Here is a 14,726-nt window from a genome sequence, read left to right as displayed (position 1 = left end):
TGATCTCGGCCTCGGCTTCGCCGCGGCCCACCCAGTCGGCGGCCTTGACGAACTTGCCCGGCTCCAGGTCCTTGTAGTGCACGAAGAAGTGCTTGATCGCGTCCAGCTCGTAGTCGGGCACGTCGCTGATGTCTTGAATGTGGTCCCACCGGTGGTCACCGGCCGGCACGCACAGCACCTTGGCGTCGCCGCCGGCTTCGTCGGTCATCTGGAACATTCCGACCGGACGCGCCTGCACCAGCACACCGGGGAACACCGACTGCGGCAGCAGCACCATGGCGTCCAGCGGGTCGCCGTCCTCGCCGAGGGTGTCCTCGATGAAGCCGTAATCGGTGGGGTAGCCCATCGGCGTGTACAGGTAGCGGTCGAGCTTGACCCGCCCGGTGGCGTGGTCGACCTCGTACTTGTTGCGCTGGCCCTTGGGGATTTCGATGGTCACGTCGAATTGCACCGGGTCAGTCTAGAGCGGCCCGGATTCACGCCCGGACTCCGCCCGTCCGGCACAATTGCGGCTGACAGGGGAGGGACAGACATGCAACCCACTCGGTGGCGACACAGCAGCGCCCATCTGGGTATCGCGGCCGCGGTGCTGGCGTTGGCCGCCGCTGCGGTGGTGGTGGCGGTAGTCGTGCTGCCGGATGAATCCGGCGCAGGTGCGCGTGTCGTGTCGCCGGCACCGGTGGCGACGGCCAAACCCGGGGTGGTTCCGGTCTCCGACGACGCACCGATGCCGGTCGGCAGTGCCTTGGCGGCTGCCATGGCCTCAGCGCTGGCCGACCCGAATTTGGGCCGGCTCACCGGCCGAATCACCGATGCATTGACCGGCAAGGCGCTGTGGACGCAACAGGAAGACTTTCCGATGCAGCCGGCGTCGACCAACAAGGTGCTCACCGCAGCGGCTGCCTTGCTGGCGCTGGACCAGGGCGCTCGGGTCACCACCCGGGTGACGGCAGGCGACCAGCCCGGGGTGGTGGTGTTGGTCGGTGGCGGTGATCCCACCCTGTCGACCGCTGAGGCCGGTCAGGACACCTGGTATCGCGAAGCCGCGCGCATCAGTGACCTGGCCGATCAGGTTCGCCGCAGCGGGGTCAGTGTCACCGAGGTTCAGGTCGACACCTCGGCCTTCACCGGCCCGACCATGGCCCAGGGCTGGGACGCCGAGGACATCGAAGGCGGCGACATCGCGCCGATCGAGGCGGTGATGGTCGACGGCGGCCGTGTCCAGCCGACCACAGTCGAGTCCCGGCGATCGACGACGCCCGCGCTGGATGCCGGAAAGGCATTGGCCGCGGAGTTGGGCGTCGACCCCGAACAGGTGAGCATTGCGTCCTCGTCGGTGACCGGGCGCGAGCTGGCTGCGGTCCGATCGGCACCGCTGGTGGTCCGCCTCGGCGAGATGATGAACGCCTCGGACAACGTGATGGCCGAATCCATTGCCCGTGAGGTGGCAGCGGCGATGGGCCGGCCCCGTTCGTTTGCCGGCGCGGTCGACGCGGTGACCAACCGGCTGGCCACCGCCCACATCGCGGTCAGTGGAGCCAACCTGCAGGACTCCAGCGGATTGTCGGTCGACGACCGGCTGTCGGCTCGGACCCTCGATGCAGTGGTGCAGGCGGCCGCCGGGCCGGACCTGCCCGAGCTGCGTCCGCTGCTGGACATGCTGCCGGTCGCCGGCGGCAGTGGCACGCTCTCCGAGCGGTTCCTCAACCCCAAGACCGGGCGGGGCGCGGCCGGCTGGTTGCGGGCCAAGACCGGCTCGCTGACCCGCACCAATGCGCTGGCTGGCATCGTCACCGACCGGGACCAGCGGGTGCTGACGTTTGCGTTCATCTCCAACGACGCCGGACCCACCGGGCGGACGGCGATCGACGCGCTGGCGGCGGTACTGCGAACCTGCGGATGCGGATGAGCGAATCCGATATCGGGAGCGCGGTGGACTTTGAGTTCGCCGCGACGGTCGGGGGATGGCTGGCCCGCCCCGCACCGCCGATGACCGACTACACGCGTCGCCAGGTCATCGAGGAACTGCACGCCAGTGCCCGCGCGGCAGAACCCCTGGTCCGAGAGGTCACCGGCCTGGGCGACGACGGCCCGGTCCCCGAAGCACGCGTTGTCGACCGGCGGCAGTGGATCGCTGCCGCGGCCGAATCGATGCGGGTGATGATGGGTGCCTCCCAGCGGCCCGCCGGTTTCCTCACCAGCCGGCTGACCGGGGCGCAGACCGGCGCGGTGCTGGCGTTCGTCTCTTCGGGCATCCTCGGCCAGTACGACCCGTTCGGTACGGGCGGTGGGTCGCTGCTGCTGGTTTATCCCAACGTCGTCGCTGTCGAGCGCCAGCTGCAGGTGACGCCGGCCGACTTCCGGTTGTGGGTGTGCCTGCACGAAGTGACGCACCGTGTGCAGTTCAGCGTCAACCCGTGGCTGGCTGGCTACATGTCGGATGCCCTGGCGGTATTGACCGGCGACAGCAGCCCAGACCTCACCCAGGTGGTGGGCCGGCTGGCTGACTATCTGCGGGGCCGTAATGCTGCCGAGTCGCCGGGCCCGTCGGGAATCCTGGGGCTGGTGCGGGCGGTGCAGTCCGAGGAACAACGCACCGCGCTGGACCAACTGCTGATGCTGGGCACGCTGCTCGAAGGCCACGCCGACCACGTGATGGACGCGGTCGGGCCGCTGGCGGTGCCATCGGTGGTGACCATTCGGAGTCGTTTCGAGCAACGCCGTCAGCGCAGCCAACCGCCGCTGCAGCGACTGGTGCGGGCGCTGCTGGGCCTGGACGCCAAGATGAGCCAATACACCCGGGGAAAGGCCTTCGTCGACGCCGTGGTCGGCCGCGTCGGCATGGACCGGTTCAACGCGGTGTGGACGGATCCGCAGACCCTGCCATTGCCCGCCGAGATCGAAGAGCCGCAAGCGTGGATCGACCGGGTGCTGTAGCCGCGCTGCGCGCCGCGCTGGCGGCGTTCGCCGAGCAATATCTGCCGCAGGGGGCCGGCTGGGCGGTCGCGTTGTCCGGCGGACCCGATTCGCTGGCGCTGACCGCCGTCGCCGCCGCGATGCGGCCCACTACCGCGCTGATCGTCGATCATGGCCTGCAAGTCGGTTCGGCCCAGGTGGCCGAGATCGCGCGCCGTCAGGCCCTCGAACTGGGATGCGTTGACGCGCAGGTCATTCCGGTGATCGTAGGAGTAGAGGGCGGTCCGGAGGCCGCGGCGCGCACCGCCCGATACGCTGCCCTGGCCGATGCCCGCGTCCGGGATCCCGTATTGCTGGGACACACGCTCGACGACCAGGCCGAGACGGTGCTGCTCGGGCTGGGCCGCGGTTCGGGAGCCCGGTCAATGGCCGGGATGCGGCCGTACGACCCACCGTGGTGCCGGCCGCTGCTGGGGGTGCGCCGCGCCGTGACCGGGGATGCCTGCAACGAGCTGGGGCTGACGCCGTGGCTCGACCCGCACAACAGTGATAGCCGCTTCACCCGGGCGCGGCTGCGTGCCCAAGTGCTGCCGCTGTTGGAGGACGTGCTGGACGGCGGGGTGGCCGAAGCCCTGGCCCGGACCGCGATCGCGCTGCGGGAGAACACCGAGCTCATCGATGCCTTGGCCGAGCAGGCGCTGCCCGGCGCCACCGCGGATGCCGGGTTGGACGCCGCCGCGTTGGCGGCCTTGGCCGGCCCGGTGCGCCTGGCGGTGATCCGGCGCTGGCTGATCGACGGGGGCGGACGCGGCCTGACCGACCTGCAGATCCGCGCGGTGGACCGGCTGGTGACCGCCTGGCGAGGCCAGGGCGGAGTGGCGATCGGATCGGACCTGCGGGGACAGCGGCTGTTCGCGGTTCGCGACGACGGCCTGCTGCGGCTGCGCAGCGAGCCGGTCTGAGCTTCGGGCGTGGATTTCCTCCGCTGCAGTTGGTTGTCGAACTCTCGCCATGGCACGCTGTGCTGGTGGCTGCGACCTTGCCGGGGGAGAAACCCGAGTTGTACGCGGGTGACATCAAATCGGTATTGCTGACCGAGGAGCAGATCCGGACCCGCACCGCCGAACTCGCCGCGCAGATCGCCGACGAGTACGCCGATGGCAGTGCCGACAGCGGCGACCTGCTGCTGATCACCGTGCTCAAGGGCGCGGTGCTGTTCGTCACCGATCTCGCCCGGGCGATTCCGCTGCCCACGCAGTTCGAGTTCATGGCGGTCAGCTCCTACGGTTCGTCGACGTCGTCGTCGGGCGTGGTGCGCATCCTCAAGGACCTCGACCGCGACATCAGCGACCGCGACGTGTTGATCGTCGAGGACGTCGTGGACTCCGGCCTGACCCTGTCGTGGCTGCTGCGCAATCTGGCCACCCGCCGGCCCCGGTCCCTGCGGGTGTGCACCCTGCTGCGCAAACCCGACGCGCTGGGCGCCGACGTGGACATCGCGTACGTGGGCTTCGACATCCCGAACGACTTCGTGGTCGGCTACGGCCTGGACTACGCCGAGCGCTACCGCGACCTGCCCTACATCGGCACCCTGGACCCGCGGGTCTACCAGGGCTGAGCCCCAGTAGAAGGGCGGCGGCAGCGGATCTCAGATCTGGTGCATCGCCGGTTTGTGCCGGCCCCGTGACAGGAATCGAGTCAGGCTCGCGATTCGCCGTATGGCGCCGCCGGCGATCTGCACATCTTCAGCCGTGAGAGCCCGCTCCAATCGCAGCTCGCCCTGGTAGCCGGCGTCCGCAATCGCCTCGCACAATTCTGCGACGCTCACGGTGGAATCGGCGTCGACGGTGGCTGTCGCGCTCGGGAAGTCCACCGAGGCCCGAACGCCGTCGATCGAATTCAGTTTCAGCTCGATATGCGCCGAGCACATGCGGCAGGTCATTCCGGTTACATCGAGTTCGATCCGTCGAATGTCGGACAAGGCTTCTCCTTCGTCAGGTCCTCTGTGAGTGGTCGTGGCGCAGGGCCGTCCGGTTCCGGCGAACATCCGTGGCTCACCAATTCGGGCAGCGACGAAGCGGTGACAGTCAACGCGGTGACACTGTCGACCTCGAGGCCGACAGTCGGGTAGCGCGCCAGGTACTGCGTGTAGGACTGTTCGCGGAGTCGCGTTCCGAGCGTGAGCCAGGCGTCGATGACAGCCCAGCGACGCGGGTTGTGTCGTGCCCAGTCACTGTCATCCAGCTGTCTCTTCCACTCGTCGACATCTCTTTGACGGTTGCCGAACCGAGAGAGGAATTCCGAATATTCGACGGGCGTGCCCCGCAGCACGGTGATGGTGCGGCCCAGGGACGCCGAGAGCGTGCCCAGGATGGCAGCCGCTGCCGACCGGCCTACGGTGACTTCCTCGGTCAACGACACTGCCGGGTGAGCACCCAACGCCGCACATGCATCCGCCAGTGCGACCAGAATGTCGGCGGACGCCCGCAGTTGATGCGGTTCTCCCAGCACCCGCGGCAGCCGCACCAGGGTGAAGTCCAGATTCGGCGCACTGCGCGCGACGATCAGCTCGGCCAGCGCCTTGGACGCCGCGTAGGGATAGGGGGCGGCCCGCGGATCGACGACTTGCGGCGCAGCGACTTGCGCGTTCACCACCGACGTCGACAGATGCACCAGCCTGGCGCCGCGAGCCGCGCAGGCCGCAACGATGTCCGCTACCGCCGCCACATTGGCAGGCCGCAACTCCCGATATGGCACCACCACGTTGGTGTTACCGATGGCATTCACCACGGTCGCAGCTGAATTGGTGCGTATCAGATCGGAAATTCCTTCTGGGGCCACGCGTTTGATGCGAACGCCCTCGACGTCGGCCAGTGAGCGCCAAGGGTCGGCGTCCGGCGGATTCGATGTGGTTGCCAGTATCAGCTCGGAGGCGAATCCATTGGCGCGCAGTTCGCCTATGGCGCTGGCGAATCCGGTACCGAGAATTCCGGAGGCGCCCAGCACCAGAACGGTACCAGTCTCGTTGGCGAGGGGGCCGGGCATGACGGCAGGCGGCGGCGCGGTCAGGCGGATCAGATCGTCGTCGATCTCGGCGGCAGTGGCCTCGTCCAACCCGATACCGTCGGTGTACTCGAGCAGACGGCTCGCGTTGTCGGCGCTGATCACGTCCAGCAGGGACAGCTGCCGGCCGAGGTAGCGGCGGGTGGCAGGCAGGATGCGGATCAAGTCCAGGGAACCGATGCCTTCAGCCAGTAACGAAGAATCAGGCTGCAGTTCGCGGTCGAGGCACCGACTCCAAAGTTCGGCCAGGCCGGCCGCTTGACCTCCGGCGTTTCCGGCGCTTTCGAGTCGGAGCCTGGGCAGTCGGCCGAAATCGACTTTGCCGCCGGGCTTGCGTGGGATCTCGGCGACCCCCGACATCACGAATCCGGGTACCCGGGCGGCCAGCAGGATGCCTCGAATGCGTTCCCGAGCTGCAATATCCTGTGCTCCGTCACGGGTGAGCAGAGTCTGAAACCACACTCCGAGCCGGGTCTCCTCGGGCTCGACGGCGACATCGCAGACCGCGGGGTCGTCGGCGATAAGCCGGGTGATCTCGGCGGTGTCGACGCGCCGTCCGGCGAGCTTCACGACGGCATCCCTGCGGCCAGCAAAAACCAGAAATCCCTGATCGTCCCAGGTGACGCGGTCGGCAGTGGCGAACGCGCGGCGTCGGGTCCCGTCGGCGTCGACCACGGTGCCGAAGGCGCCGGACCTGCCCAGATAGCCGGTCGAAACCATGTCTCCGACAACGACGATCTCACCGAATGCGACGAAAACCGTCTTCGAAACTATCGGGCGACCCACCCGCGGCCGGATGTCCGATTCGATGCCCGATTCCTGCCCACTCAGCGGCAGGTACGTCACCACCACAGTGGCCTCGGTCGGGCCGTAGCTGGAAATCAACGCGATATGCGAAACATCAACGGCTGCAAGCCACTTTTCGAGCGTCCGTCGGCGAACAGCTTCGCCACCGATCACAATCTGGCGCAACCCCGATGCTGTCAGAATCTTGCGCATGTCCGGTTCCTCGCAGCACAGATGCCAGACCGCGGTGGGCAGGTCGAGGATGGTGGGCCGGTGCCGCTCTAAGTCGTCGCCCAGCTGCAGCAGATTGCCGGTTCGTACGGCTGACGACCGAATCAGTTTCGCGCCGCACTGGGCGGCGCCGAAGATCTCCTCGACACTGATATCCGACGTCAAGGGCGCGCACTGCAAGACGGTATCGCTCGACTGCCAGCCGTACGCGCCGCGATGTCCCTGGCAGAAGAGCGCAAGCGCCCCATGGGATATCGGGACCAACTTGGGAACTCCCGTGGAGCCCGAGGTAGGCATGACGTACGCGATCCTGTTCGCCAACATGGCGTCGTTGCGGACCCGACGGAGGTGCTCGTCGACTATCGCCGGATCTGGCGCGGGCGCGGCGGTGGTGACGTCGATGACCCGGGCAGGGACTTCGCCGTACGTCGCGATCGTGTTGGCGCGCTCGGCGAGATCGTCTGCGATGTCGCAAACGCTGTAGCCACAGCCGGCCAAGTGACAGGCGAACAGGAGATCCAGGGTCTTGTCGGTGTGGTCGTCGGCGAGAACCAGCACCTCACCCGGCTCGACGCCGCTGGTAACCAACCAGCTGATCCATGCGTCGACGTAGCGGCGGCGTCGGCGCCAACTGCCGACGTCGGCGGTCGCGTCCAGAAACCAAGCCGACGGGGTCTGGGCGTTAGGTCCGGCTGCGCTCTTGGAAGGCAGACAGGTGCCGTCGGAACCGACCTCGAGCCAGGCGCCGACGCTCATCGCGACCGGTCGATCCCATCCTGTCGGGAACCTGCGCAGTGCCTCGGCGATCAGGTCTGCAGTTCCCGTGGATTCGGCACGGGCTTGCGGAGTGCCGCCATCCCAGATTGACAGGCTCAGTGTTCGGCCCAGGTCATCGTGCACTACAGCTACGGTGGGGCACTCGATCGGCCCGATGTCGGTTGTCGACGGCAGGCCGTTCAGGAACGGACGCAGTTCGGGTGCACAGGGCTGTTGTAGGTAGTTGAGCGCTACCGCCTCCATCTGGGGCGCACGGTTGGTCGTCAGATATATACGGCGATAAAGCTCTTCGCGAAACCAGCGGCGACGCACTCCCTTCACATACCCGCGGTCCAAGGCGCTGACGAGGTCTCGCACTGAGGCGAACGCCGGAAATCGCACCGACTGGGCAACCGAATTAACCAGGCAGGTAGCCACATCAAGGGCCGGTTCGCCGAACCGATTGTCAACTGCGTGCACCACCATGGCGTCGGCACTGTGTCGACGGCTCGCATCTACTGCGGCAACTGCTGCCGTCACCAGTATGTGCAGCGGGATCTGCTGTTGTTCGGCCAGCGTTGCTATCGCGTCGTATCCGGCCCCGGTGATCTGTATCGATTCACGCAGCAGTCCTCGCCGCGCGTTCCCTGAGGCGGACGGCGACTGCGGTTGGCCGCCGATGTTGACCTCAGCGGTGAGTTCACGCTGGACCGATTCGGTCAGCCGATCGTGTGCTGCGCGCACCTTCTCAGCCTCCCGGCGATGAGCCTCGGCGAGCCGGTCCAGTCCGGCTGCGACGTCGGGCACTTCACCGGATCCATCCGACAGGAACCGGCCCAGATCGGCTTCGATCAGCCCGGTTGCGCCGCCGTCGAGCAGAATGTGATGGGCGTGCACCTCCAGCCCGATTACCTCTCCGCTCGCGCCGGTATGCACGGTGTGGCGAACTAGCGGCCGATCGAGGATGCCCGAATCCCACTCGTGGACCAACGGATCCACTTCAGGACCGGCCATCCGCACCAACTCGTCCACTCCAAGCCGCGGCACCAGGTCCGGGTACTCCGACTCGGTCTCCTCCAGTACGCATAACTGCACTGGGTTGTTGCGGACGCAGGCCTGCAACGCGAGAAGAAACTCTCGAAGCGGCACTGGACGCAACCGGTAGCTGCGACCGATCAGATACAGCGTGGGGTCCCCATCCTGCAGTACCCCCCGGTAGATGTTCTGCTGGGAGACGGACAACGGAATGCGCCGCGCACGCGCCGAATCAGGTGTGCCCACCGGAATCTCCCAATTCGGTAACCCAGGCGGCGATCGAAAGATTGCGCGCCAAGCGAGCCGGAAGTTCGGACTCGCGGTCCACCCCGAGTCGTTTCATCAGCAGAACGAAGCGCACCGAATCCAAACCGAGATCGCGCAGGTCGGTGGCGTCACCGTCGTGGAAGTCGCTCTCGTCGATGTAAAGCACGTCGCAGACCGCGGCCAGAATCCGCTGCCGAACAGGCTCACTCACGTTCGCGTGCATCGATCGCCGCGGCCAGCGACGTGCGCATGACCTTGCCCGATTGAGTTCTGGGAATGCTGGTGACCAAGACGATCGTCGACGGGCGCGCAGCAGATTCCACCTCGCTGCGGTATCGGGCCGCGATCGACTGCTTAAGGGCGCGGGCGCCTGCCTCGTCCAGATTCTCCGCCGCGACCACCGCCAGCCCTACCAGCGCACCGAACTCCGGATCGGGAATCTCGTAGCAAGCGGCGTCGCGGACACCGCTGACCGACTCCGCGACCCGGTCGACCTCGTCGGGAGCCACGTTAACGCCGCCGCAGATGATCATCTCCGACGCTCGTCCGCGGATATAGAACAGACCGTCGCTGCCCGCGTCGAGCAGGTCGCCCGTGTTGACCCACCCGTCGCGCAGCGTTTCAGCGGTGCGGTCGAGGTTGTTCCAGTATCCGAGCATGTTTGCCGGCGATCTGATCCACAGGGTGCCCGACGAAGCCGAAGGCCCTGTTGGCCCACTGCCGTCGCCGTCGAGATGAACCTCTACACCCGGATACGGCCTGCCGACAGCACCCGCCTCGATGGCGTCGATAGAACCCGTCGCGGTGGGAAGGCACAGTGCGGTGCAACCGGTTTCACTCAGGCCATAGACCTGTGCGGTTCGCACCCCGGCGGCCTCGACGAAATGTACGTCCGATGCGATAGCCCTGGATCCGCCGTAGCCCAGGAAGCGCAGCGAGGCCGGCACCGGTGCTCCGGTCGACTTCAATTCGGCCACCAGGCGTGACAGCAGCGTCGGGACCAGACAAACCGTGGCGACGTCATTGACCGAGAGGATCTCTAGCAACGACGCACCTGTCTCGCCGCCGGTGACACATGACACGCCCTGCATCAGGCAGTTCAGGATCCACCACAGCCCGCCGATATGTGTTGCCGGCAACGGCGAATACGCTGTCTCGCCGATCACCCAGTCGATCCACGTCAAGCCCTCTGCTCGCAGAATGTCGGCCACGGCGTAGAAAGTTCGGTTGGCCAACAACACAGCCTTGGGTTCACCGGTCGTTCCGCTGGTGAAGATCATCGCTACTGGAGCATCGGCATTTCCCCTCGGATGACCCAGGCTCCCCGGCGGGTTGCGAAAAGCTTGGCTGTCGGCAACCGACAGTGCCGGGATCGCTGCCAGGCGTTCTGGTAGGCCCGCGGTGGGCATCCTGGTACCGACCGTGCGCAGCATTGCGGAGGGATCGGTCAGTTGGGCGAACCGATCGATGGTGGCCACCGGCAGGTCGCCGTCAACGAGAACGGCAATGGCGCCTAGCCGGGCGCACGCAAGGACCGCGAGGTAGGTCTGTGGCCCGTTGTCGGAGATGACCAGCACCCGCGATCCCTGCGATACCCCTTGCTGGTGCAGTGCGCCGGCCAGCCTCTCCCATTCCGCGGCCAGATCGCGGTAGCTCACCAATCCGGTTCCATCGCAACGGCGCAACGCGATCGCGTCGGGCCGTTGGTGAACGTGTTCGAGAATGCGCTCCAGCATGCTGGAGGGGGCTTGCGTACTCATGTCAGCGGGCTTGTTCTGGCTGGCATCCAGGGATGTTCAGGGCAGCGAGCTCGAACTCGCCATACGCCGAACCGCCGTGCTCATCCCAGAACTCAATGGCGCATGGCACGCGCAGATACCGCACCGTGCGTTCGACGATCTCCAAGTTGTGGCAGTGCAACCGTGCCTGGAACTTGGTGGCATCAATCGGTCTTCTGAACCGCGACGACGACCTTCTGATGTACATGCTGGAGAGCTGGTGCTTGCAGTAGTCGTCGAATGTCCAACCATGGAACGCGGGAATCACGCCTTCGGCGATGGCGGGCGCGAAAGCAGAGTAGGCGAGCTGATTGAAGCACAACACCAATTCGACTGCGTTGAAATGGCCGGTGCTGCGGATGTAGGCGGATTCGGCGATCGAGAAACGTCCTTGAGCTAAAACCGAATCGGCATCCGCTTGGGATTCGGCATCGATCAGATACCGGCACCCCTTGTAGGCGTAGGGCTCCAGCACCTTGGACAATAGGCTCTCTGCGATCGGGGTCGCGTCGGTCAAGGCTGGGGGCGTCGAACCGGTAGTGCTCATGCCGGGTATCCCGGGGTCTTGAGACCGTCGAGCATTGTCAGTCGATAGGTTGTCAAGGTTCCCGCGGAACTGCCGTGTTTGGCTCGATGCATCAGAACTCGGTTGTCCCACAAGATGATGTCTCCTACCTCGTAGTGTTGGGTATGAATGAAGGGGTGTGTGAACTCGGGATCAAGTTGCCCGGTTGCGGCCATCAGCTCTTGTAATACCGACGGTTCGAGCACGCGGGACTCCTGGTCCTCAATTTTTGTGGTCCCCGACGCGCAGATGTAGAGAATCTCTTCGCCCGTCTTTGGATGCCGGATTACGGTCGGCCATTTGATTGGCGGTGTGGTCCGGGTAATTTCGTCCCACACTTCCCCGATCGGTCGGTAGACGTCATCGGGGCGGATTTTGATGTGCCGCCGGGGATCATGGGTGCTCAATGTCCCGCGAGCAGCGTCCTGCAAGGTGGTGGGTACCGACGCCCAGGCTTGGTTGAGGTCGATGAAATAGGTACCCCGGTCAGGTCCGGGAACGGTCAGGGGTAACACCATTGAGAACGCGAATGGCTCCGGCATGAACATGTAGTCGATGTGCCAGAACGCGCCGGTTCGCGGAACGCCTTGGTGTTCCTCGGTGGAGGACACGAAGATCTCCGGAAACTCGTGATGGTGGTACATGGATTCGTAATAGGGCACGATGTCGCCGATGATTCTGCCGAGCTGAAGGTATTGCTCCGGCGAGGGGTGAACGCCTTTGAGGATGACAAGCTTATTGGCGTATACGATCTCGCGAATCTCGTCGCGGGTGATGCTGCTCAGATCATTGGGGTCAACCCCGGTGATCTGCGCTCCAAGGCCGGTGCCTGTGACGGTCAGCGTCATCCGATCTGGGTTTCCTTGCTCATTCTTCTTTTCCGTCCTTCATCGGTTGTGTCAGTTGCTCGACCTGGTCGGAGGCGCACCAGCTGGTGGGCAACATTGGTACTCGCCGGATTTCGTCAGCGCGCCCCGTGAGCCCAGCGGCGCGGGTGGAGGCGACCACTGCTGCGATGGCCTCGGGGCGTTCGGTGGGGACGGCATCGGAGTCCGCGGCCATGACCGGGACATCGCCGGCTTGGAGAAACTCGTAACGATTGCCGTGCATACGAACCCGGCCGGTGCTGCGTCGCCTGCGTCGGCTGCGGGCATCGGTGGAGATGGTCCGCGGAGAGATCGCACGCCGGGAAGCCGCAGCGCTGTTGGGCGCAGCGATATCGTCTTTGGGTCCGGTGTCGACGCCGGGTGGTCCCCAGCCGGAGACGACGTAGTGGATCAGCGCGGCAACGCCGTCGGCGCTCGGGACGACGACGGGTGCGTTCGGTCCCTCTGCACCGGCGGTGCCGCCCAGACCGGCGGAGGAGCCGGCCGCAGCGGGCGGGGCCACAATCGCCGCAACGGGAATGTCTACGCTTCGGCCACCGGCTCGCGGTGCGACCATGTCCGGTCCCTGATCAGCGGGGATCTGTTGGCCGGTCAGCAGCGGTAGCAACTTCAAGGCGCTGAGCGCGCTGAGCGCGGGCGCGAAGAACGGCAACAGCAACAGGCCATATGACGCGTAGTAGGGGTACCACAACACGTCGTAGGCCACTAACGCGACCGCCGCCAGGAAGGTAGCGATCACCGGGTTGAAACCGAGGTGTTGGAAGAAGTCCTCGAAGATGCGCAGCAGTTCTTCGACATTGCCGGCGTTGTTGAGAAGTTCAGTGATGAGGTGGGTAAGTTCCTGCAGCCAATTGCCGTCTGTAACGCCTTCGGGGGAGGTGGCCGCCGCGGGGTTGGAGACGATGGGTGGAGCGGGGCGGATCTGCGGGGTGGCTGCCACGGCCGCGGCGGCGGTGCCCTGATATACGGACATGGTCTCGGCGGCCTGCACCCACATTCGCGTGTAGTCGGCCTCGTTGGCGGCAATCGGGACGGTGTTCACGCCGAAGAAGTTCGTGGCGAGCAGTACCGCGTGAACCGCGTGGTTGGCGGCCAGTTCTTCGAGACTGGGCATTGAGGCCACCGCGGCGCTATATGCGGAGGCGGCCGTCTGGTGTTGTGCGGCAGTCGTGGCACTGTCGGCGGCCACTTGCTCCAGCCAGGTCAGATAAGGCATGTGCGCGGACAGATAGGCCGTTGCGCTGGGGCCCTGCCAGTGGCCGGTCTGCACCCCGGCCAGTACCTGGCTCAATTCAGTGGCGGTGTCGTCGTAGATGACGCTGAGCTGCTGCCATTGTTCGGCGGCTGCCAACAGAGGTCCTGGCCCTGGGCCAGTGGCGAGCATGGCGGAGTGCGTCTCGGGAGACATTGCCATCCAGATCGGGGCGGTCAGGATGGCACCTCCTCTGATGTCGTGGATTACGCGGAACGCAAGGCGCGGGACAGTTTCCCGCCAACGAGGTGGTCGGAGATGGGAATCAAAAAGTTCCGGTCGACTGCGGTTAGATTTCTCGCAGCGACTCGCGGGGGTCCGGCGGGTACGGTCTGAAGGCGTGCCAGTCATTGACGCCCGTCACCTCGATGGGATATCGGAGACCGCGCTGCTCACGTTGTATCAGCGGGCAGCCGAGGCGCAGCGTCCTGACGGGCTGATCGATGACCCGATGGCGATCGAGTTGCTCAACAGCCTTGAGTACGACTACGCCGATTTCGGCAGGACTCACCAGGCCATCGCGCTGCGGGCGTTGGTGTTCGACCAGGCCACGCGCGGATACTTGGCGGTGCATCCGCGTGCCACCGTGGTCGCCCTTGCCGAGGGTTTGCAGACCAGCTTCTGGCGGGTCGATAACGGTCAGTTACGTTGGCTTTCAGTGGATTTGGGACCTGTTGTTCGACTGCGGCAGCAGCTGTTACCAGAATCGAGCCGACTGCGGTACTGTGCCCAGTCGGCGCTCGAGTACTCCTGGATGGACGAGGTTGGCGAATCCGCTGAGGTGTTGATCACAGCCGAAGGGCTGCTGCAGTACCTGGACCGCGAGGCGGTGTTTGAGCTGTTCGCTGCCTGTGCCCGCAGGTTTCCCGGCGGGCGGATGATCTTCGACAGCGTCCCGAGGTTGTTGAGTGCCTACTCACGCTCGCGCCGTGGCTTTAAGCTCAGCGACAACTATACGGCGCCACCAATGCCGTTCTGGTTCACTGCGAATGACTACGACGATCTGCGTGCTGTGCCCGGGGTCAGGGTCGTCTCTGAACTCGGCATGCCGCGCGGACGGGGCAGGGTGCTGGGCGCGGCGCTTCCGCTGATCTACGGTGTGCGTGGTCTGGCGAGGTTTCGTGCGCCGACCACTCTGGTCGAGTTCGGCTGACGAGAAGCCAGACCTGACAGCAAGATTGAGAAAACTT

13 protein-coding genes are annotated in these 14,726 nt (G+C 65.7%); 5 read left to right on the top strand and 8 right to left on the bottom strand.

Features of this window, described 5'->3' with window-relative positions:
- Positions 1-451 (bottom strand): inorganic diphosphatase (locus tag BN4346_RS43855; RefSeq protein WP_067976507.1); only part of this gene is annotated, 451 nt, incomplete at its 3' end.
- 81 nt (positions 452-532) lie between these two features.
- Here BN4346_RS43855 and dacB point away from each other — a divergent pair.
- From dacB to hpt, 4 genes are read left to right on the top strand one after another with little or no spacing between them, the layout of a single operon-like run.
- The gene (gene dacB, locus BN4346_RS43850) at positions 533-1,909 is read left to right on the top strand and encodes a D-alanyl-D-alanine carboxypeptidase/D-alanyl-D-alanine endopeptidase (RefSeq protein ID WP_067976504.1); all 1,377 of its coding nucleotides are present in this window, start codon (positions 533-535) and stop codon (positions 1,907-1,909) included.
- Positions 1,906-2,937, top strand: a complete 1,032-nt coding sequence (locus BN4346_RS43845; RefSeq protein WP_078058831.1) for a zinc-dependent metalloprotease — start codon at positions 1,906-1,908, stop codon at positions 2,935-2,937. Before dacB ends, BN4346_RS43845 begins: the two co-directional genes overlap by 4 nt.
- On the top strand, positions 2,916-3,878 hold the full coding sequence (gene tilS / locus BN4346_RS43840) for a tRNA lysidine(34) synthetase TilS (protein ID WP_067976501.1): 963 nt from the start codon (positions 2,916-2,918) through the stop codon (positions 3,876-3,878). The genes BN4346_RS43845 and tilS overlap by 22 nt, the downstream gene beginning before the upstream one ends.
- 29 nt (positions 3,879-3,907) lie before the next feature.
- A complete protein-coding gene (gene hpt / locus BN4346_RS43835) occupies positions 3,908-4,534 on the top strand; it encodes a hypoxanthine phosphoribosyltransferase (protein ID WP_067976499.1) in 627 nt (208 codons plus the stop codon).
- 30 nt (positions 4,535-4,564) lie between these two features.
- Here hpt and BN4346_RS43830 read toward each other — a convergent pair whose 3' ends face one another.
- Genes BN4346_RS43830 through BN4346_RS43800 form a run of 7 tightly spaced genes read right to left on the bottom strand, consistent with a single transcriptional unit; the run spans position 4,565 to position 13,692 of the window.
- The gene (locus tag BN4346_RS43830; protein ID WP_167666263.1) at positions 4,565-4,897 is read right to left on the bottom strand and encodes a heavy-metal-associated domain-containing protein; all 333 of its coding nucleotides are present in this window, start codon (positions 4,895-4,897) and stop codon (positions 4,565-4,567) included.
- On the bottom strand, positions 4,864-9,033 hold the full coding sequence (locus tag BN4346_RS43825; protein ID WP_096867734.1) for an AMP-binding protein: 4,170 nt from the start codon (positions 9,031-9,033) through the stop codon (positions 4,864-4,866). The genes BN4346_RS43830 and BN4346_RS43825 overlap by 34 nt, the downstream gene beginning before the upstream one ends.
- Complete coding sequence (locus BN4346_RS43820) at positions 9,020-9,265, bottom strand: acyl carrier protein (protein WP_067976496.1); 246 nt, start codon at positions 9,263-9,265, stop codon at positions 9,020-9,022. Before BN4346_RS43820 ends, BN4346_RS43825 begins: the two co-directional genes overlap by 14 nt.
- Positions 9,258-10,814 carry a fatty acid--CoA ligase FadD10 gene (gene fadD10 / locus BN4346_RS43815; RefSeq protein WP_067976495.1) on the bottom strand — a complete coding sequence of 519 codons (1,557 nt, stop codon included), beginning with the start codon at positions 10,812-10,814 and terminating at the stop codon, positions 9,258-9,260. The genes BN4346_RS43820 and fadD10 overlap by 8 nt, the downstream gene beginning before the upstream one ends.
- A 1-nt stretch (position 10,815) precedes the next feature.
- Positions 10,816-11,379 carry an FcoT family thioesterase gene (locus tag BN4346_RS43810; RefSeq protein WP_067976494.1) on the bottom strand — a complete coding sequence of 188 codons (564 nt, stop codon included), beginning with the start codon at positions 11,377-11,379 and terminating at the stop codon, positions 10,816-10,818.
- Positions 11,376-12,245, bottom strand: coding sequence for a (3R)-3-[(carboxymethyl)amino]fatty acid oxygenase/decarboxylase (gene scoE / locus BN4346_RS43805; RefSeq protein WP_067976493.1), 870 nt, complete (start codon positions 12,243-12,245; stop codon positions 11,376-11,378). The genes BN4346_RS43810 and scoE overlap by 4 nt, the downstream gene beginning before the upstream one ends.
- Positions 12,246-12,264: 19 nt before the next feature.
- Complete coding sequence (locus BN4346_RS43800) at positions 12,265-13,692, bottom strand: PPE family protein (RefSeq protein ID WP_167666262.1); 1,428 nt, start codon at positions 13,690-13,692, stop codon at positions 12,265-12,267.
- Between the two features lie 184 nt (positions 13,693-13,876).
- On the opposite strand from BN4346_RS43800, the gene BN4346_RS43795 reads away from it, so the two are divergent.
- Positions 13,877-14,689, top strand: coding sequence for a class I SAM-dependent methyltransferase (locus BN4346_RS43795; protein ID WP_067976490.1), 813 nt, complete (start codon positions 13,877-13,879; stop codon positions 14,687-14,689).
- The last annotated feature ends 37 nt before the right edge of the window (positions 14,690-14,726 follow it).

Source organism: Mycolicibacter icosiumassiliensis, assembly GCF_900078685.2.
Taxonomy (GTDB): domain Bacteria; phylum Actinomycetota; class Actinomycetes; order Mycobacteriales; family Mycobacteriaceae; genus Mycobacterium; species Mycobacterium icosiumassiliensis.
Note: the sequence above shows the minus strand (reverse complement) of the source record. Positions and strands in the feature narration are given on the sequence as shown.